Origin of the sequence: Stenotrophomonas sp. CASM114 (assembly GCF_049384325.1) — a bacterium.
Classification (GTDB): Bacteria; Pseudomonadota; Gammaproteobacteria; order Xanthomonadales; family Xanthomonadaceae; genus Stenotrophomonas; species Stenotrophomonas muris.
This window is the reverse complement of the sequence record NZ_JBMRGJ010000036.1, coordinates 1-20,657: the sequence shown is the minus strand read 5'-3', so window position 1 is coordinate 20,657 and position 20,657 is coordinate 1. Positions and strand designations below refer to the sequence as shown.

14 protein-coding genes are annotated in these 20,657 nt (G+C 67.3%); 5 read left to right on the top strand and 9 right to left on the bottom strand.

Features of this window, described 5'->3' with window-relative positions:
• Positions 1–237: 237 nt before the first annotated feature.
• From VG566_RS20085 to lpdA, 5 genes are all read left to right on the top strand, one after another.
• A complete protein-coding gene (locus VG566_RS20085; protein WP_053495583.1) occupies positions 238–1,650 on the top strand; it encodes a cupin domain-containing protein in 1,413 nt (470 codons plus the stop codon).
• A 9-nt stretch (positions 1,651–1,659) separates the two neighbouring features.
• On the top strand, positions 1,660–2,556 hold the full coding sequence (locus tag VG566_RS20080) for a GNAT family N-acetyltransferase (protein WP_241884743.1): 897 nt from the start codon (positions 1,660–1,662) through the stop codon (positions 2,554–2,556).
• Positions 2,557–2,742: 186 nt separating this feature from the next.
• Positions 2,743–5,574, top strand: coding sequence for a 2-oxoglutarate dehydrogenase E1 component (locus tag VG566_RS20075; RefSeq protein ID WP_014647701.1), 2,832 nt, complete (start codon positions 2,743–2,745; stop codon positions 5,572–5,574).
• A gap of 40 nt (positions 5,575–5,614) precedes the next feature.
• A complete protein-coding gene (sucB, locus tag VG566_RS20070) occupies positions 5,615–6,817 on the top strand; it encodes a dihydrolipoyllysine-residue succinyltransferase (RefSeq protein ID WP_014647702.1) in 1,203 nt (400 codons plus the stop codon).
• 63 nt (positions 6,818–6,880) lie between these two features.
• Positions 6,881–8,317 (top strand): dihydrolipoyl dehydrogenase, encoded by a 1,437-nt coding sequence (gene lpdA, locus VG566_RS20065; RefSeq protein WP_014647703.1) that lies wholly within the window; start codon positions 6,881–6,883, stop codon positions 8,315–8,317.
• Between the two features lie 115 nt (positions 8,318–8,432).
• Here the strand turns inward: lpdA and VG566_RS20060 are convergent, their stop codons facing one another.
• The 9 genes from VG566_RS20060 to VG566_RS20020 form a co-directional block, all read right to left on the bottom strand.
• Entirely contained in the window at positions 8,433–8,681 is a 249-nt protein-coding gene (locus VG566_RS20060) for a hypothetical protein (protein ID WP_032958904.1), read from the bottom strand.
• On the bottom strand, positions 8,678–8,890 hold the full coding sequence (locus VG566_RS20055) for a hypothetical protein (protein WP_032958903.1): 213 nt from the start codon (positions 8,888–8,890) through the stop codon (positions 8,678–8,680). The genes VG566_RS20060 and VG566_RS20055 overlap by 4 nt, the downstream gene beginning before the upstream one ends.
• A gap of 210 nt (positions 8,891–9,100) precedes the next feature.
• Complete coding sequence (locus tag VG566_RS20050) at positions 9,101–10,693, bottom strand: alkaline phosphatase D family protein (protein WP_241884742.1); 1,593 nt, start codon at positions 10,691–10,693, stop codon at positions 9,101–9,103.
• Positions 10,693–12,936: a TonB-dependent receptor domain-containing protein gene (locus VG566_RS20045; protein WP_241884741.1), complete on the bottom strand. Its 2,244-nt coding sequence runs from the start codon at positions 12,934–12,936 to the stop codon at positions 10,693–10,695. The genes VG566_RS20050 and VG566_RS20045 overlap by 1 nt, the downstream gene beginning before the upstream one ends.
• 173 nt (positions 12,937–13,109) lie before the next feature.
• Positions 13,110–14,540: a replicative DNA helicase gene (locus VG566_RS20040; RefSeq protein WP_014647708.1), complete on the bottom strand. Its 1,431-nt coding sequence runs from the start codon at positions 14,538–14,540 to the stop codon at positions 13,110–13,112.
• A 297-nt stretch (positions 14,541–14,837) separates the two neighbouring features.
• Positions 14,838–15,398, bottom strand: coding sequence for an NADPH-dependent FMN reductase (locus VG566_RS20035; RefSeq protein WP_014647710.1), 561 nt, complete (start codon positions 15,396–15,398; stop codon positions 14,838–14,840).
• Between the two features lie 66 nt (positions 15,399–15,464).
• Positions 15,465–17,408 (bottom strand): asparagine synthase (glutamine-hydrolyzing), encoded by a 1,944-nt coding sequence (asnB, locus tag VG566_RS20030; RefSeq protein WP_197557531.1) that lies wholly within the window; start codon positions 17,406–17,408, stop codon positions 15,465–15,467.
• Between the two features lie 3 nt (positions 17,409–17,411).
• Complete coding sequence (locus VG566_RS20025) at positions 17,412–19,691, bottom strand: thiamine pyrophosphate-dependent enzyme (RefSeq protein ID WP_046431612.1); 2,280 nt, start codon at positions 19,689–19,691, stop codon at positions 17,412–17,414.
• A gap of 78 nt (positions 19,692–19,769) precedes the next feature.
• Positions 19,770–20,426, bottom strand: coding sequence for a glutathione S-transferase family protein (locus VG566_RS20020; protein ID WP_197557530.1), 657 nt, complete (start codon positions 20,424–20,426; stop codon positions 19,770–19,772).
• Positions 20,427–20,657 lie beyond the last annotated feature (231 nt).

The window sequence follows — 20,657 nt, the reverse complement described above, 5'->3', positions numbered from 1 at the left end:
GCTTGCTGGGGGGGGGGGGGGGGGCCAGCGGGACACGCCGTGAACCCACCCCGCCCGGCCCAGCCCATGAAGCCAGCGCTTTGCGCGACCAACCACCCCGCCACGAGGGGCTCCGCCGTTGGCCGGACACCCCGCGACAAACCACCGCACGTGCGCAATCCCGACGAACGGCGGACAATGGAACCCTTGGCGGCTCGCCACGCCGCCCCTCCCGCTTTCCGCTGCAAGGATTCCCCCATGGCCGCCCGCAAGTCCTCCGCCCCCCTGATCGAAGTCACCGCCCGCCCTGGCCAGCCGCTCGGCATGGCGCCGGCCACCTTCCTGCGCGACTTCTGGCAGAAGCGCCCGCTGCTGATCCGCAATGCCTTCCCGGATTTCCAGACCCCGGTACAGCCGGAAGACCTGGCCGGGCTGGCCTGCGAGGAAGGTGTGCTGGCGCGCCTGATCGAGCACGACAAGGCCCAGGACGGCTGGCGCGTGCGCACCGGCCCGTTCCAGGAAGACGTGTTCCCCGCCCTGCCCGACCACGACTGGACCCTGCTGGTGCAGGACGTGGACAAGTGGGACCCGGACGTGCGCGCCCTGATCGAGCACTTCAGCTTCCTGCCGCGCTGGCGCATGGATGACGTGATGATCAGCTTCGCCGCCACCGGCGGCTCGGTCGGCGCCCATGTCGACCAGTACGACGTGTTCCTGCTGCAGGCCCACGGCCACCGCCGCTGGCAGATCGATGCCAGCGAATCGATCAAGGGCAGGCAGCCGCCGCTGGGCTTCCGCCCGGACGTGGAGCTGAAGCTGCTGAAGGTGTTCAAGCCCACCCACGACTGGGTGCTGGCGCCGGGCGACATGCTGTACCTGCCGCCGAACGTGCCGCACCACGGCGTCGCCGAAGACCCCTGCCTGACCTTCTCGTTCGGCATGCGTGCGCCGTCTTCTGCCGAGCTGATCAGCGACTATCTGGACACCCTGATCGCCGATGCCGATGAGAACATCCGCTACCAGGATGCCGACCTGAAGGTGCCGGCCGACCCGAACGAAATCGACACGGTGGCGATGGCGCGGGTGATCACCGCCCTCAACGCCATCCGCATGAACGACCCGGACAAGCTGGGTGACTGGTTCGGCCGCTTCATCACCACCTACCGCGCCGCCGGCGAAGTGATGGCCCACCAGGCCGCGCCGGCCGCGGAGCAAGTGGTCGAAGCGCTGGCCTCGGGCATGCTGCTGCAGCGCCACCCGTGGGCCCGCCTGGCCTGGCGCCGGGCCAAGCGTGGCGCCAGCCTGTATGTCAGCGGCCAGGACTTCGCGCTGCCGGTGAAGGACGCGCAGCGCCTGGCCGGCGCCGAGCAGCTCGACGCCGCCGCCTATCGCGGCCTGTCCGACAAGGGCCGTGCCGTGGTCCAGCAGCTGCTGGTCGGGGGTGTGTTCCAGCTGATCGACCCGAATGAGGTGTACGAGGCCGAAGACGAGGAAGACAGCGAGGATGCCGTGGTGCTCGGCGAGGTCGTCGAAGGCCGCGACCGCGTCGAGGCGATCGACGCCGACGCGGTGTCCGACGATGTCCACTCCGTGACCGTGCACGACGACGGTATCGAGGTCATCGTCAACTTCGAGGACGACGACGAAGACGACAGCACCGGCCGGGCCTGAGCCATCGTCATGATCCGGGTCCAGCAGGTCAGCCACGCCGACGCCCACGTTGCCATCCACGACGTGCGCCAACGCGTGTTCGTGCAGGAACAGGGCATCGCCGCCGAGCTGGAACGCGATGCGCTGGACCCGGTCAGTGCCCATGTGCTGGCGCTGGACAGTGACGGCCAGCCGGTCGGCACCGGCAGGCTGGCTCCGGACGGCCGCATCGGCCGCATGGCCGTGCTGGCCACCCATCGCAGCAACGGGGTCGGCGAGGCCCTGCTGGCGGCCCTGGTCGAGGCCGGGCGCCGGCTCGGCCTGGCCGAACTGCACCTGCACGCCCAGCTGCCCGCGCGCGATTTCTATGCACGCCAGGGCTTCCTGCCCGAGGGCGAGGTGTTCGAGGAAGCCGGCATCGGACACCAGCAGATGCGCCGCCGGCTGGGCGAGGCCAGCGCCATCGACAGCCGCGCCGAGGCGGTGGCGATCACCACGGCCATCATCCACCGCGCCCGTCGCCAGCTGTGGCTGCACAGCCGCCAACTGGACCCGGGGCTGCTCGACGCGCCCCCGGTACAGTCCGCCCTGCGCCGCTTCGTCACCGCCCGCCACGACAAGCAGCTGCGGGTGATCGTGCACGACGCCGCCGCGATCGCGTCTGCCGGGTCGCCGCTGCTGGCGCTGGCCCAGCGCCTGCCCAGCGTGATCCAGTTCCGCGAGGTCAGCGATCCGGTCGACCGCGCGCTGGCCTCGGCCTGCCTGCTCAACGATGCGGGCGACTTCTACTTTCGTCTGATCGGCCATCGCCTCGACGGCGAGGCCGGCATCGCGCTGCCAGCACGTTCGCAGCCGTTCGAGCAGCAATTGCAGCGTGTCTGGGACCGTTCGCGCGTCTGCAGCGAACTGCGTGCGCTTGGCATCTGAGTCGGCACAGCCGACCGAACCTGTCTGGAACCGGCACCGGCGGACGCGGGATACCTGTGGTGGTGCCCCTTCGTGTCCGGTTGGGGGTACAATTTGGCTGTTTGAACGCGCCCGCGCAGGGCTATTCATCTTCCTGCCGGGTCCTTCTGAAGCCATACCCCACAAAGCGAATCAACACCCTCCATCGTGGACAATCAACTGAAGCAGTTTGCGCAATCTTCGCAACTCGCCGGCGGCAACGCCTCCTATGTCGAGGACCTGTACGAGCAGTACCTGGTCTCCCCGGATAGTGTCGATCCCAAATGGAAAACCTACTTCGACGGCTTCAAGGGCCGCGAAGCAGGTGACATTCCGCACTCGGCCGTCATCTCCCACATTGCGGACGCGGCCAAGGATGCGCTGAAGGCCGGTACCGGTAACGGTGCAGGCGACGAGCGCGAGCGCAATGTCGGTCGTCTGATCACCGCCTACCGTTCGCGCGGCCACCTGGACGCCCGCCTCGATCCGCTGGGCCTGGCCGCACCGGTCAATACCCCGGATCTGGGCCTGCCGTTCCACAGCCTGTCCGATGCCGACCTCAACAGCGAGTTCAGCACCGGCGGCGTCGGCGGCCAGCCGCGCATGAAGCTGCGCGACCTGCTGGCACGCCTGAAGGCGACCTACACCGGCTCGATCGGTGCGGAGTTCATGCACATCTCCGAGGTCGAGCAGCGCCAGTGGATCTACAAGAAGCTGGAAGCCGCCGGTGGCAACTACCAGCTGGACGCTGACACCCAGCGCCGCACCCTGGAGCGTCTGACTGCGGCCGAAGGCCTGGAGCGCTACCTGCACACCAAGTACGTCGGCCAGAAGCGGTTCTCGCTGGAAGGCGGCGATTCGCTGATCCCGATGATGGACACCATCATCCGCAACGCCGGCAAGGATGGCGTCAAGGACGTGGTGATCGGCATGGCCCACCGTGGCCGCCTGAACGTGCTGGTCAACACCCTGGGCAAGAACCCGCGCAAGCTGTTCGACGAGTTCGAAGGCAAGTTCGAGCACGACGAGCACGCTTCGGCCGGCGACGTGAAGTACCACATGGGCTTCTCCGCCGACGTCGCCACCGATGGCGGCCCGGTGCACCTGGCGCTGGCGTTCAACCCGTCGCACCTGGAAATCGCCGACCCGGTCGTGGCCGGTTCCGTGCGTTCGCGCCAGGAGCGCCGCAAGGACACCGCGCGCAAGCAGGTCATGCCGATCCTGATCCACGGCGACGCGGCCTTCTCCGGCCAGGGCGTGGTCATGGAACTGTTCCAGATGTCGCAGGCCCGCGGCTTCGCCGTCGGCGGCACCGTGCACATCGTGGTCAACAACCAGGTCGGCTTCACCACCTCCAACCCGCTGGATACGCGTTCCACGCGCTATGCCACCGACGTGGCGAAGATGATTGCCGCCCCGGTGCTGCACGTGAACGGCGATGACCCGGAAGCAGTGGTGTTCGCCGCACAGCTGGCCTTCGAATTCCGCCAGACGTTCGCCAAGGACGTGGTCATCGACCTGATGTGCTACCGCCGCTGGGGCCACAACGAGGCCGACGAACCGGCGATCACCCAGCCGCTGATGTACCAGGTGATCCGCAAGCACCCGACCACCCGCGAGATGTACGCCGAGCAGCTGGAAAAGGCGGGCGTGATCGCCGCCGGCGCCGGCAAGGCGATGGTCGATGCCTACCGCGAGAAGCTGGACGCCGGTGAAGTGACCACCGAGCTGGCCAAGGTCGAGAAGACCCCGCCGAGCAGCCCGCTGTTCGTCGATTGGCCGAAGCTGCTGGAAGGCAAGCTGTCCGACCCGGTCTCGACCAAGGTCGAGAAGAACAAGCTGGTCGAGCTGGCCAAGCTGATCAACACCATTCCCGATGAAGTGCAGCTGCACTCGCGCGTGGCCAAGGTCTATGACGACCGCCGCAAGATGGCCGCCGGCGAGATCCCGGGCGACTGGGGCTTTGCCGAGAACCTGGCCTACGCCACCCTGCTCGACGAAGGCCATGCACTGCGCCTGGTCGGCCAGGACGTGGGCCGCGGTACGTTCACGCATCGCCACGCGATCCTGCACGACCAGAAGACCGACAACTACTACATGCCGCTGCGGCAGCTGGTGGATTCGCCGGAGAAGGCCACCGTCATCGATTCGCTGCTGAGCGAAGAAGCGGTGATGGCCTACGAGTACGGCTTCTCCACCACCGATCCGAACACGCTGTGCATCTGGGAAGGCCAGTTCGGCGACTTCGCCAACGGTGCCCAGGTGGTGATCGACCAGTTCATCGCCGCCGGTGAAGCCAAGTGGGGCCGCATTTCCGGCCTGACCCTGCTGCTGCCGCATGGCTATGAAGGGCAAGGCCCGGAACACAGCTCGGCGCGCCTGGAGCGCTTCCTGCAGCTGTGCGCGCTGGAGAACATGCTGGTGGTCGTGCCGTCGACCCCGGCCCAGGCCTTCCACATGCTGCGTCGCCAGCTGCACATGACCACCCGCAAGCCGCTGGTGGTGATGTCGCCGAAGTCGCTGCTGCGCCACAAGCTGGCCGTGTCGACCCTGGACGAGCTGGCCAACGGCGAGTTCCAGCACCTGATCGGCGACGCCAACGCAGACGCCAAGAAGGTCAAGCGCGTGGTGCTGTGCTCGGGCAAGGTCTATTACGACCTGCTGGAGGACCAGATCAAGCGTGGCCAGGACGACGTGGCGATCATCCGCGTGGAGCAGCTGTATCCGTTCCCGCGTGCGCTGCTGGCGGCCGAACTGAAGAAGTACGGCAAGGCCACCGACGTGGTGTGGACGCAGGAAGAACCGCAGAACCAGGGCGCGTGGTACCAGATCCGCCACCACCTGCAGTTCTGCCTGGCCGATGGCCAGAACCTGCACTACGCCGGTCGCGCACGTTCGGCCTCGCCGGCTGCCGGTCACATGGCTGACCACGTCCGCGAGCAGCAGCAGCTGATCGCCGACGCACTGGTCAACCCGTTCAACGACACGTTCGCTGAATAATCCTCCCCCTATTTAGAAGACAAACCAGGAAGCTCCCGCAATGGCCACCGAAGTCAAAGCCCCGGTACTGCCCGAATCCGTCGCCGACGGCACCATCGCCACCTGGCACAAGAAGGTGGGCGACGCTGTCAAGCGCGACGAAAACCTGCTTGACCTGGAAACCGACAAGGTCGTCCTGGAAGTGCCGTCGCCGGTCGACGGCGTGCTGAAGGAAATCAAGTTCGCCGAAGGCTCGACCGTGACCTCCAGCCAGGTCGTGGCGATCATCGAGGAAGGCGCCGTTGCAGCTGCTCCGGCACCGACCGCCGAGGCCGCTCCGGCCGCTGCTCCGGCCGCCGCCGCTCCGGCTCCGGCCGCTGCCGCTGCGCCGGCCCCGGCCGCCAAGTCGGCCGCCGATGCGCTGCCGCCGGGCGCCCGCTTCACCGCCATCACTGAAGGCGTGAACCCGGCCGATGTCGACGGCACCGGCCGTCGCGGCGCGGTCACCAAGGAAGACATCGTCAACTTCGCCCGCAACGGCGGCGCCGGCAAGGCCGGTGGCGCACGCCCGGAAGAGCGCGTGCCGATGACCCGCATCCGCAAGCGCATCGCCGAGCGCCTGATGGAGTCGAAGAACTCCACCGCGATGCTGACCACCTTCAACGAAGTCGACCTGTCCAAGGTGTCGGCGGCGCGCAAGGAACTGCAGGACGAGTTCGTCAAGGCACACGGCATCAAGCTGGGCTTCATGAGCTTCTTCGTGAAGGCCGCCGCCAACGCGCTGCAGCGCTTCCCGCTGGTCAACGCCTCGATCGACGGCGACGACATCATCTATCACGGCTACTCGGACATCTCGATCGCCGTCTCGACCGAGAAGGGCCTGGTCACGCCGGTGCTGCGCAACGTCGAGCGCATGTCGTTCGCCGACATCGAGAAGACCATCGCCGACTACGCCAAGAAGGCCCGTGACGGCAAGCTGGGCCTGGAAGAACTGCAGGGCGGCACCTTCACCGTGACCAACGGCGGCACCTTCGGTTCGCTGCTGTCGACCCCGATCATCAACCCGCCGCAGAGCGCCATCCTGGGCATGCACGCCATCAAGGAGCGTCCGATCGCCCAGAACGGCCAGGTCGTGATCGCGCCGATGATGTACCTGGCGCTGTCCTACGACCACCGCATCATCGACGGCAAGGACTCGGTGCAGTTCCTGGTGGACATCAAGAACCAGCTGGAAAACCCGGGCCGCATGCTGTTCGGCCTGTAAGACACCTCCCGCCCCTCCGCGCCTGCGCGGAGGGGTTCTGGTAATGCATCAAGGAATAATTCAATGGCTGAACAATTCGACGTCGTCGTCATCGGTGCCGGCCCGGCCGGTTACCACGCTGCCATCCGCGCGGCCCAGCTGGGCCTGAAGACCGCCTGCATCGATGCAGCGCTGGGCAAGGACGGCAAGCCGGCCCTCGGCGGCACCTGCCTGCGCGTGGGCTGCATCCCGTCCAAGGCGCTGCTGGATTCCTCGCGCCAGTTCTGGAACATGGGCCACATCTTTGGCGACCACGGCATCAGCTTCAAGGATGCCAAGATCGACGTCGAGGCGATGGTTGGCCGCAAGGACAAGATCGTCAAGCAGTTCACCGGCGGCATCGGCATGCTGTTCAAGGCCAACAAGGTCGCCGCCTACTACGGCTTCGGTGAACTGCAGCCGGGCAACGTGGTCAAGGTCACCCAGCATGACGGTTCCATCGTCGAGCTGAAGGGCACCAACGTCATCATCGCGGCCGGTTCGGATTCGATCGAACTGCCGTTCGCCAAGTTCGACGGCGAGACCATCGTCGACAACGTTGGCGGCCTGGACTTCACCGAAGTGCCGAACCGCCTGGCCGTGATCGGCGCCGGCGTGATCGGCCTGGAACTGGGCAGCGTGTGGAAGCGCCTGGGCGCTGAAGTCACCATCCTGGAAGCCATGCCGGAGTTCCTGGCGGCTGCCGATGCCGAAGTGGCCAAGGCGGCTGCCAAGGAATTCAAGAAGCAGGGCCTGGACATCAAGCTCAATGCCAAGGTCTCCAAGACCGAGATCACCGGCAAGGGCAAGAAGAAGGAAGTCATCGTCACCTACACCGACGCGGAAGGCGAAAAGACCCTGACCGTGGACAAGCTGCTGGTGGCCGTTGGCCGTCGCGCCGCCACCAAGGGCCTGCTGGCCGAAGGCACCGGCGTCAAGATCAACGAGCGCGGCCAGATCGAAGTCGATGCGCACTGCCACACCGGCGTCAACGGTGTGTGGGCAGTCGGCGACTGCGTGCGCGGCCCGATGCTGGCGCACAAGGGCTTCGAGGAAGGCATCGCGGTGGCAGAGCTGATCGCCGGCCTGCCGGGCCACGTCAACTTCGACACCATCCCGTGGGTCATCTACACCGAACCGGAACTGGCCTGGGTCGGCAAGACCGAAGCGCAGCTGAAGGCCGAAGGCATTCCGTACAAGGCCGGCAGCTTCCCGTTCGCCGCCAACGGCCGTGCCGTGGCGATGATCGAGCCGGCAGGCTTCGTGAAGATCCTGGCCCATGCCGAAACCGATCGCATCCTCGGCATGCACCTGGTCGGCGCCAACGTCTCCGAGCTGGTGCACGAAGGCGTGCTGACCATGGAGTTCAGCGGTTCGGCCGATGACCTGGCCCGCATCTGCCACGCCCACCCGTCGCTGTCGGAAGTGGTCCACGACGCGGCGATGGCGGTCAGCAAGCGCGCCATCCACAAGGCGAACTGATCGGCATCATGGTAGGTGCCGACCGTTGGTCGGCACTCACCTGCAGACGAAAAACCCCGCCCCGGCGGGGTTTTTTGTTGCCCGTTTCCCTGTAGCGCCGAGCATGGGCTCGGCGCTACACCTTTCCAGCCGGCTTCTTCGGTGGATCCTCACAGACCCTGTGCTGTACCACCGTATCGCCGGCCTTCCATTGCTTGACCACCCGGCAGCGCGCCTCGGCTTTCGGCGCAGGGACCGCCGCTGCATTGGCTTCGTCAGCCGCAGCGCTCTGCTCGCGCTCCAGCCACGCCGACGGGGGTGCCGGGGGTGCGGCCAGCACCGGGCCTGGCAACAGGACCAGACCGGCCAGCAGCACCCTCCTCATGCGGGAACCGCCCGGCCGCCAAGCAACCGCGCCGGCAGCATGAACAGCGCTCGCAGGAAGGCGAACAACGCCGAGAAGGTGATGCCGACCAGGCGGAACGGCAGGCTCAGCAGCCACACGAGCGGCCAGGCGATCAGGGCGAGGATCGCCAGCGGCCAGCACAGCACGAACAGCAGGCACCACACACCGAGCGCGAACAGGGTCTTCATCACGGTCTCCTTGGGGCGGCACCCTGCCGCCTGCGGACACCTTGGCGCCCCGCCCTCGCCGCCGGCAAACGGTTTGCGACGAAACCCGGGCTGGGGGCGATGAAATCCGGTGCAGGGCCGTCGTTGTAGAGCCGAGCCTACGCTCGGCTGCTCTTCGTTGCGATCACAGAAAACCCGCGCTGCGCGCGACAGCCGAGCGTGGGCTCGGCTCTACAGGAGCTGCACCGCCCCCGGTCGGCCATGGACCACCTGGAATCGCGCCGCGGTGCGCACTGCGGCATCCGGGCGCAGCACGCTGTCGGCGAAGCGGAGCTCGGCGTCCACGGTCTGCCGGTTCAGCTGCAGCTTCCACCAGCCGCGGCGGTCGCCGTCGAAATAGCGGATATGCGGGTTCTGCGGAATCGATGGCCCGTAGTACGGCCCGTACGGCGTGTCGTCGCCGCCACTGCTGATCGCCGGGGCGATGAATTCGGTGGCCACGACCGGCGCGCTGGCCGCGTCGAAATCCAGCTTCAGGTCGTTGACGAAGGTGGAATGCCAGTCGCCGCCCAGCACGATGGCATTGCCCTGCCCGCCTGCCTGCATCGCCTGCAGCAGACGCCTGCGTGCGGCGGGATAGCCATCCCAGGCGTCGTTCCAGAAGCGCTCGCGTGGCGTGCCGCCGTCCAGCCGCAGCTGCGCCATCAGCAGCTGCTGCACCACCACGTTCCAGCGCGTGCCCTGCGCGGCGGCCATCGACTGCGTGAACCACGCTTCCTGCCCCGTGCCGAGCATGCTCATGCGTGGATCCAGCGCCGCTTCGCAGCGCGGTGACTCGCCCACACCGCAGGGATTGGCCGGGCGGAACTGGCGGCAGTCGAGCAGGGTCAGCTGTGCCAGATCGCCGTAACGCAGGCGCCGGTGCACGCGCAGGCCGCTATTGCCCGCAGGCTTGCTGCGCATCGGCAGATGTTCGTAGAACGCGCGGTAGGCCGCCGCGCGGCGAACGATGAAGTCCTCGATCGACACGCTGGGCTTCTCCGGATGGATGCCCGAGTAGTCGTTCTGCACCTCGTGATCGTCCCAGATCACCGCGAAGGCGTGTGTGGCATGGGCTGCCTGCAGATCCGGGTCGAGCTTGTACAGCGCGTACTGGTCACGGTAGCGCTCCAGGCTCACCGTCTCGCCACTGAAACGCGCCGCGTCCAGCATGGTGCCACGCACGTTCTGCAGCGGGCTGTATTCATACAGGTAGTCGCCGGCATGCAGCACGAGGTCGACATCGCTCCGTGCGATATCGCGCAGCACCGGATAGTAGCCACTGTTCCAGGCCTGGCAGGTGCACAGGGCCAGCCGCAGCTGCTGCAGCTGCGTGTCCGGTAGCGACGCGGTGCGGAAGTGGCCGACCGCGCTTTCCTCATCGCCATCGCAGGCGAAGCGGTAGTAGTAGTCGCGGCCCGGGCGCAGGCCATTGACCTCCACGTGCACCGAATGGGCCAGCTCCGGCACCGCGGCAGCGACGCCCCGCTGTACCAGCCGGCGCATGCCGGCGTCTTCGGCCACGAACCAGCGCACCGGCACCGCCCGCGACGGCATGCCGCCGCCGTTGAGCGGGTCCGGCGCCAGCCGCGTCCACAACACGGCCCCCTGTGGATCCGGATCACCGGCGGCGACACCAAGGGTGAACGGATCACGCCCCAGCCGCGGCCGTGGGCCGGCCGTGGCCAGCCCCGGCATCGCCGCCAGCGCGATCGCCGCCCCCGTGCCCTGCCACGCCATGCGCAGCAGGCGACGACGCCGTTCCGGATCCACAGGCCCGCGCATCAGAAGCGCACGGTCGCGGTGGCCATCACCTGCCGCGGCGCGCCGACCTGCATGGTCGCCAGGCTGCGGGTCGGGTCGGCGGCGTAGGTGCCGTTGGTGTTGATCGAGGACAGGTAGCGCTTGTCCGTCAGGTTGGTCAGGTTCAGCGCCACGGTCAGGTTCTGCGCCGGGCCCAGCGCGCCGAAGTCATAGGCCACGGAGGCATTGACCAGCCAGTAGCTCGGCACCGACTCGTCGTTGGTATAGGTCACGTAGCGCTTGCCGACGTGGTTGGCCGACAGGCGCATGTCCCAGGGGCCCGGGGTCCAGGCCAGGGTGCTGGCGAACATCCATTCGGGGGTGTCGACGGTCTTCTTGCCGCGGGTCGGCACCACGCCATTGTTCACGTAGTCGTTGTCGTAGGTGCTGTCATTCCAGGACAGCGCGTTGGACCAGGCCAGGTCCTGCATCGGCTTCAGCTGCAGTGTCGCCTCGGCGCCGCGGCTGGTCACCGAACCGACGTTGGAGAACAGCGCCGGGCAGCCGAGGATGCCCACGCACTGGGCGATCGCCAGCAGGCGGTTGTCGAACTTGACGTCGTACACCGCAACCGAGGCTTCATAGCCCTTCCCGTAGCCGCGCCAGCCCAGTTCCAGGGTGCGTGACTGTTCCGGCTTCAGGTCCTGCGCGCTGGCATCGAACGCCGCCTGCGGCACGTTGAACGGGCTGCCCACGCCCAACGCGTAGGCGGCGATGTTCCTGGCGAACGAACCGAAGATCTCGTTGCCTTCGTTGAGCTTGAAGTTGAAACCCGCCTGAGGCAGCAGGCCCTTCTTCGAAATCAGGCTGCTGTTGTTGGCATAGCTGCCCAGTGGCGTGCGCACGCGGGTGCGGGTGTGCGGCGACTTCGCACCGATGTCGATGGTCAGCCGGTCATCGAACAGGCGGAAGCGGTCCTGCACGTAGAACTGGTGGGTAATGGTGGTGTAGCGCTGGTGCCACACGCGCTGGTCCGGGTTGCGCAGGAAGAAGTCGTCGGTGACCGGGCCGTCGATGTAGTAGAAGTTGCGCTGCACGCTGTGGCCGTTGTCCTCGTACCAGAGGCCGGCTTCCAGGTCGTGGCCGCCGACGTTCCAGGTGAACGCCGAGGTCACGCCGGTACGGTCGATCGCGTACTCGGTGGTGCGGATCGAGATCGGAATCTCGCGACCGGTGCCCGGGTTGGACGGATTGGACGGGCTGAACCAGTGGCCCTGGCCACGGTTGCTGTGGTTGTAGACGTTGACCTTCAGCCGCATCGACTCGTTCAGGCCGAAATCGCCGGCGATGCTGGACAGGTCATCGTTGCGCAGGCCGTGGCCGGAGTAGTACGCATCCCAGGGGCTGTTGACGCCGCCCGTGAACCTGCCGCGCGCGGCGGCGACGGCACGATCCCAGTCCGGCGCGTAGTTGTCCCAGTCCCAGCCAAGGCGATCGATCATCTCCAGCGACAGGTCCTGGTAGTCCGCCTCGACGCGGCGCGAGGCGTTGAACAGCGCGGTGATCCTGCTGTCCGTTCCGAAATTGTAGGTGGCCTTGCCGTTGAACTGTTTCAGCTCCTGCGAGCCCTTGCCCTTCCACTTGTCGCCTTCGGAGTACACGCCGGACAGATAGGCCGCAAAGCCCTGGTGCTCACCGGTCTCCAGGCGCGCATAGCTGCGCCGCGCGCTGTCGCTGCCGAAGCCCTGCGCCAGCACCACGCCGTACTCGGTGGACGGATCGATCGAATAGAACTGGAACACGCCACCGAGGTTGCTGGTGGACGGCGTACCCAGCGCGCCGATGCCGGTGGACACTTCGGCTCCGCCCAGGTTCTCGCTGATCACGGCACGGCTGATGTGCAGGCCGTTGCTGTTGCCATAGGCCATGTTGCCCAGCGGGATGCCATCGAGCGTGTAGCCCAGGCGGCTCTGGTTGAAGCCACGCAGGCTGATGGTGGTGGACCATTCGTAGGCGCCGGTGGCATCGGCCGACTCGAAGTGAACGCCCGGCTTGCTGGCCAGCAGCTTCAGGGGGTTCGCACCGGGCGGCAGGATCTTCATGTCCTCGGCGGTCACGCGCTGCACCTGGCGGGCTTCGCCGCGGCCGATCACCGAGATCGAATCGAGGGTGGTCGCCGACGGCGCGTCGGGGGCGGGGGCGGGTTCAGCGGCAGCGAGCGACGGCAGCGAAGCACAGACCAGCAGGGCCAGCAGATTGCGGCGATGCGAAGCGTGGGACGACATGGAGGTGGATTCCTTGGGCACGCTGGACGCCGAAGGGCGGCGTCGAAGGGCAGCAGCGGCGGAATCGTAGAAGCGGCGCGTTACATGTCATTTACACGCCACATGCGGAATCCTTGCGTTCCGAATGGTTTACCGTCCGGAAGGCGATTGCCGGCCAGCGGCCGGCATGGCCGTTATTCGAACGAGCCGACCGAATCGTGGGCTAGGTTGTCGAAGCGGGTGTACTCGCCGAAGAACTTCAGCTTGCACGAGCCGGTCGGGCCACCACGGTGCTTGCCGATGATGATCTCGGCCAGGCCCTTGTCCGGCGAGTTTTCCTTGTTGTAGTAGTCGTCGCGGTAGATGAACACGATCATGTCCGCGTCCTGCTCGATTGCGCCCGACTCGCGAAGGTCGGCCATCACCGGGCGCTTGTCGGTACGCGTTTCCAGCGAGCGGTTGAGCTGTGACAGCGCGATCACCGGCACATTCAATTCCTTGGCCAGGCCCTTCAACGAACGCGAGATCTCCGAGATTTCGGTCGCGCGGTTTTCGCTGTTGCCGGGCACGCTCATCAGCTGCAGGTAGTCGATCACGATCAGGCCGAGGTCATGCTCGCGCTTGAGGCGGCGGCACTTGGAGCGCAGCACTTCCGGCGACACGCCCGGCGTATCGTCGATGAAGATCTTGGTTTCCTTCAGCATCTTGATCGCGCTGGTGACGCGGCTCCAGTCCTCGTCTTCCAGCTGGCCGGTACGCAGGCGCTGCGCGTTGATGCGGCCATTGGAGGAAATCAGGCGCATCGCCAGCTGCGATGCCGACATTTCCATCGAGAACACCGCCACGCCCTTCTTCGACTTGATCGCCGCGTACTCGGCGATGTTCAGCGCGAAGGTGGTCTTGCCCATGGCCGGGCGCGCCGCGAGGATGATCAGATCGGTCGGCTGCAGGCCGGCGGTCATCGCATCGAAATCGGTGTACCCGGTCGGCAGGCCGGTGATGTTGCCGCCGTTCTCGAAGCGGTTGCGCAGCTCCTCGAATGCATCCTTCAGCGCACCGGGCATGGCCACGAAATCGGTGCGACCACGTGCGCCCTGTTCGGCAATGGCGAACACGCTCTTTTCCGCCGAGGCCAGCAGCTCGCTGCTGTCGCGGCCTTCGGGCTGGAAACCGTCGTTGACGATGTCGGTGCCCACCTGGATCAGCTGGCGCAACACTGCCTTGTCACGCACGATCTCGGCGTAGGCCACGATGTTGGCAGCCGACGGCGTGGTACTGGCCAGTTCGATCAGATAGGCACCGTCGCCCACCAATTCCATCTTGCCCTGCGACTCGAACCACTCGCCCAGGGTCACCGCATCGAACGGACGCTCGCGCTCGGAGAGCTCGCGGATCGCCCGATAGATCATCTGGTGGTCGCGACGGTAGAAGTCGCCTTCGGTCAGCTGGTCATTGACCCGGTCATACGCTTCGGGCGCCAGCATCAGCCCCCCCAGCACCGCCTGCTCGGCTTCCACCGAATGCGGCGGTACCCGCAACTGGTCGATGCGCGACTCGTCGCGATCGCGATCGAAGCCATCACCGCGCTCTCTGCGGTTGGAACGGAAGCCGGGACGAGCGGACATGCTGCGGTGTTTCCTGCAAAAGTGGGCCAGACGAGTGTAGGCATGCGCCGACCCCGGCGACCATGGACAAGCCTGTGGATAAGCCGTGGAGAAACGGGGGATATCCGCCGGCGCCTGGCCAGACTGGCGTGGGGGCGTCGCACTGCCTGCGACAGGCGCCATTGCGGCACCCGAGCGGAGCATTATCGCAGATCAGGCGCCACGGGTCGGAGCCCGTCGCTGCGCGTCAGGATCCGACCCCGGGCGTGGTTGGGGTCGGATCCCTCTGCGACGCAGGGAACTCCGACCCCGCAGGCGTCAATCGCCCTTGACGTGCACCGCGATCAGCGCCAGGAAGCGGTCCACGTAGCCCTGCAGGAACTTCTGCGTGCCCTCGTTGTGGATCGTGCCGTCGGCATCGATCAGGCCCTCCTTGAAGTGGATGAACGCCTCGGGCTGCCCAAGCACATGCATGTCCAGGAAGGCCAGGGTGTTGCGCAGGTGCTGCTGGGCCACGGCGGTACCGATCTGGCCGATGGAGGCGCCGATCACCGCCGCCGGCTTGCCGGCAAACGCACTGTCACCGTAGGGACGCGAGCCGATATCGATGGCGTTCTTGAGCACGCCCGGCACCGACCGGTTGTATTCGGGGGTGACGAACAGCACCGCGTCGGCGGCGCGCACCTGGTCCTTCAGCCGGGTACCCTGCGCCGGGTACTGCGCGTCGAAGTCCTGGTCATACAACGGCAGGTCGCCGATCTGCACGTACTGGAAGCGTGCGCGATCACCGGCGATCTTCTCCAGCGCATGGGCCAGCTTGCGGTTGCACGAGTCCTTGCGCAGGCTGCCGACGAACACGGCGATGGTGGGGACGGACATCGGGACATACTCCTCATGGTGCGGGAGGCCCAGCCTAGTCGCCGGGCCCGTGCAGGCCGGTGAAGATCAGCCGCCCACAATGCCTGCGCGCACCTGCCGCCAATGCGCCTGCCAGGCCTGGAACATCAGCACGTTCCACAGATGGGTATGCCACTTGCGCTGCCCTCCCAGGAACTGCTGCCACAGCGGCTGCACCGCCGCCGCCGACAGCACGCCCTCACGCTCCAGCCGCGCCGGCTGCAGCAGGTCCTCGGCCCAGGGCCGCAGGTCGCCTTTCAGCCAGTCACTGACCGGCGCGCCGAAACCGCGCTTGGGACGGTGCACCATCGAATGCGGCACGTAACGGCCCAGCACGCGCTTGAGCAGCACCTTGCTGGTGGTCTCGCTGCGCTTGAAGCCCAACGGCAGCGACCAGGCGAACTCGGCCACCCGCCAGTCCAGCAGCGGTGCGCGCGCCTCCAGGCTGACCGCCATCGAGGTGCGGTCGACCTTGCACAACAGATCGTCCGGCAGGTAGGTCACGAAATCGGCCAGCATCATCGCGTCGGCCGGCGTACCCGCGCCGTGCAGCGGATCGGCCAGGTCGTAGAAGCTGCCGGCGGCCCGCGCGCCGGTCACCGCCGCGGCCGGGTCGCGCCAGCGCGAGATGCGGTTGCGGTAGACGTCGCCGATGCCACGCGCACCGGTCTCGGCCAGTAGCGCGGCCAGGCCGCCGGTGCGCGAGGCTTCGCCCTGCTGCTGCGCACGCGCGCCCATCCAGCGCCGCAGCGGCCCCGGCACGCGGCCGAGCATCTGCCAGTTGCGCAGCGCGCGTACATACCGGGTATAGCCGAAGAACAGCTCATCGCCACCGTCACCAGACAGCGCCACGGTCACGCCCTGCCGCGCCAGCCGGGCGACCAGCGCGGTCGGCACCTGCGATGCGTCGGCAAAAGGCTCATCGAACATCGCCGGCAACTGCGGCACCACCGCCAGCGCGTCGGCGCCGCTGACGTACAACTCGGTGTGATCACAGCCCAGGTGGGCCGCCAGCTCCCGGGCCAGCGGCGCCTCGTCATGTCCCGAATCGGTGAAGCCGATGCTGAAGCTGTGCACCGGCTGCCCGCTCTGGGCCTGCATCAGCGACGCCACCAGTGAGGAATCGGTGCCACCAGACAGGAATACGCCGACCGGCACGTCGGCCACCATGCGTAGCGCCACCGCGTCGCGCAGCAGCGTGTCCAGCTGTTCCTCGGCGTCCTCGATGCGGCCCTGGAAGGGTGCGGCCAGCGCCGCCTGCATGCGCGCGCGCGCATCCCAGTACAGCCGCTGTGCCTGTTCCGGACGATGCGCGGATGCGCCGGCAGCGACGGCCGCCGCGTCCAGGCGCAACACCCGGCCCGGCATCAGCTTGTAGCAGCGCTGGTGGATGCTGTGCGGCGCCGGGATGTAATCCAGCCGCAGCAGCAAGGTGAGCGCATCGCGGTCGATGTCGTTGTCGAACGCCGGGTGCTGCCAGAGCGCCTTCAGTTCCGAACCGAACACCAGCGTGTCGCCGGCCCAGCCGTAGTACAGCGGCTTCTTGCCGACGCGATCGCGGGCCAGCCACAGGCAACGCTCCTGGCGGTCCCACAGCGCGATGGCGAACATGCCGTTGCAGCGCTGCAGGGTGTCTTCCACGCCCCATTGCAGGATCGCCGCCAGCAGTACTTCGGTGTCGGAATGGCCGCGGAAGGCATGCCCCAGCGGCTCCAGTTCCTCGCGCAGGGCCGCGAAGTTGTAGACCTCGCCGTTGTAGGCCATCACGTAGCGGCCGTCGGCCGAGGCCATCGGCTGGTGGCCCAGCGGGGACAGGTCGAGGATGCTCAGGCGGCGATGCGCCAGCGCGATGCCCGCCTCGGCATCGACCCAGCTGCCGCCATCATCGGGCCCGCGGTGGTGCAGCGCCTGGCCCATGGCCAGGGCCTGCGCCTGCAGCGCCTCGGCCGACGCCAGCGGCGCCGGCAACAACATTCCCGCCAATCCACACATGCATCAGGGTTCCTGCGCCAGGTCGAGGGCGGCGCCAATCACCGCATTGTCGCTTGGAAGCCCGAACATTGCTGCCCCCGCCAGTGGCGTGTAGGTGTCGGCACCGCAGACCCGGCGCAACGGCAGATGGCCGAACCCGGCCTCGACCAGCGCGGTGACCACGCCCTCGCCCACTCCGCCGCTGTGGCGGCCTTCATCCAGCACCAGCACCCGCCGTGCGCTGGCGGCCTGGGCAGCGATGAAGCCGGCGTCCAGCGGTACCAGCCAGCGCAGGTCGACCACCCGCACCTGCCAGCCCAGCTGCTGCTCGATCGCCCGCGATGCGCGCAATGCCATCGGCACGCCGTTGCCATAGGTATAGATCACCAGGTCGCCGGCCTCCGGCGCATAGACCCGGCCCTCCCCCGGCACCAGCGACTGGCCCTGTGCGGGGAAGTCGAACAGCCACTGGCCATCGCCGGCTTCGTGCAGGTCCTTGCTCATGTACAACGCGATCGGCTCCAGGAACACCGCCACGCGCCCATCCACCCGCGCCAGTGCGGCCAGCGTGCGCAGCATCATCACCGCATCGTCGCCACGCGACGGGCAGCCCACCACCAGCCCCGGGATATCGCGCAACGCGGTGATCGAGTTGTCGTTGTGGAAGTGGCCACCGAAGCCCTTCTGGTACCCCAGCCCGGCCACCCGCACCAGCATCGGGTTGCGGTACTGGTCGTTGGAGAAGAACTGCAGCGAACACGCTTCGCCGCGCACCTGGTCGATGGCGTTGTGCAGATAGGCCAGGTACTGGATCTCCGGAATCGGCAGCATGCCCAGGTTGGCCAGGCCCTGAGCCATGCCCAGGATCATGGTCTCGTCCAGCAGGGTGTTGAACACCCGGCGTGGGCCGAAGCGGCGCAGCAGATCCTTGGTGACGGTGTAGACACCGCCCTTCTGTGCGACGTCCTCACCGAACAGCAGGCTCTGCGGATACTTCGCCAGAAGTTCCTGCAGGGCATGGTTGATCTGGATCGCGAGGTGGCGTGGCGCCTGCCGTTCGGGCAACGCCTCCGCACCGCCATACAGGGCTTCACGCGTTCCGGCGGGCACCTCGCGCCGTGCTTCGGCCTGCACCGCAGCCGGCGTATAGGGCGCAAGCGGCTCCATCACTTCCCGCAGCGACTGCAGCTTCGGCCGTCCTTCGGCATCGGCGGCGGCGGCCATGCAGCGCGCGCGCATCGTCTCGTAGGCCACCTCGATGGCGGCCGCATCCATCCAGCCCGATTCCATCGCGATCTGTGCCGAGCGCAGCAGCGGATCCTGCGCCTCGGCCGCGCACAGCTCGGGCAACGCGCGCCATTCCACCTCGAAGTCGGTGCCGGCGTGCCCCATCAGGCGCGTGGTGCGCAGATGCAGGAAGGTCGGTCGCCGCGTACGCCGGCAGTGCTCCACCGCCGCCTGCACCTGCGCATGGCCGGTGGCCAGGTCGAGGCCATCGGCGTAGAAATAGTCCAGCCCGGGCTGACCGCTGAAGCGTTCGGCGATCCAGCCTTCAGGCGTTTTCACCGAGATGCCCAGGCCATTGTCCTCGCAGACGAACAGGACCGGTGCCGGCAGCTTCTGGTAGGCCGACCACATCGCGGTGTTGAACGCGGTCTGCGCGGTGGCATGGTTGGCCGAGGCGTCGCCGAACGAGCACAGTACGATGCTGTCGGCCGGAATGGGCAGTTCGTGGCCCAGCCGCTTGCCGCTTTCGAGGGCCAGCGCGGTGCCCAGCGCTTTCGGAAGATGCGAGGCGATGGTCGAGGTCTGCGGCAGCACCCACAAAGGTTTGCTGCCCCACACCTTGTGCCGCCCCCCGCTGGCCGGGTCATCGGCGCTGGCAGCAAAGGACAGCGCGGCATCGCGCAGCGGGTCGATCCCCGGCACCTGGCGTGAGCGCTCGGCCATGAAGGCACCGGAGCGATAGTGCAGGAATGCAGGATCCGTATGCCGGCAGGCCCGCGCCAGCAGCGCGTTGCCTTCGTGGCCGGATGAACCGATGGTGTAGAAGACCTTGTTCTGCACGCGCAGCACGCGCGCCATCAGGTCCAGCTGGCGGCTGGCCAGCTGCGAATCGAACAGCTCGCCAAACGCGGCGGCGGTAAGCGTGCTGCCCGGCAGGATCGGCGCATCCGGCGCCGGGCGCGGGCGCGGGGTACCGCGCCAGCCACGCACCGCGTCGAGGAAATTGGCGTCGCACACGTCGGCGCGGTTGAGCACGCGCATGCGTGCGGGAATCGGATCTGGAACCACAGCGAACATCGAACACCCTCCGTGTCGTTGTTGCATTCCGCCCGGGGTTGGCCAGGCGCTACCCTGTGGGGATCACCTTGGTGAGAGTCATGCGGCCTCGAAGCGGGCGCGCACCTCGGCGGTCACCGCCGGCATCGGCAGGAAGCGCGGCTGCCCGCGCACGCGCTGCAACCAGGCGCGAACTTCCGGGAACGGCTGCAGGCTGATTCCACCCTCGCCTGCGACGTCGGTGTAGGCGAACAGCGCGATGTCGGCGATGCCGTACCCACTGCCGGTGAACCATTGCGCATCACGCAGGTGCTGCTCCATCACCGCCAGTGCAGCGGCGGCGCGCTCGTGCAGGCGTGGCAGTTCGGCGCGGCGCGGCGACCCAGGCGGGGTCCAGCCGCGGATGAAGCGCGCGACCGCTACGCACGGCTCGTGCGTGTACTGCTCGAAGAACATCCAGCTCAGTGCCTGCGCGCGCTCCCATCCATCGCTGGGCAGGTACGGCGTGCCTTCGGCCAGCCAGAACAGGATCGCATTGGACTCGGTCAACACACGTCCATCGTCGCGGACGATCAGCGGCACCTTGGCATTGGGATTGAGCGCGAGGAACTCGGGGGTGTGGGTCTGGCCGTGGGCACTGTCCACTTCCACCCAGCGGTAGCGGCTGCCGAGCTGCTCCAGCAGCAGGCGGACCTTGTGGCAATTGCCTGACACCGACATGCCGTGCACCGTCAACGGGACGCGCTCTTCCACCATTGCCTGCTCCCTCGGATCCGGCCGGCGGCCGGCTGCGTGCAGTCTGGCAAGCACGCCAGTGAATGCCAAGCGCGGGTGCAGCATGACTACACGGTAGTGCCGGCCGCTGGCCGGCATGTTGTCCATGCGCACGGTCTTCTCCGCGCCGTCATAGCGGTAGGTCACGTTGTAACCCTTCACCACGTCGTTGGTACCCATGGCAATGCGGTTGCCCGGCTTGCTGGCCATGCG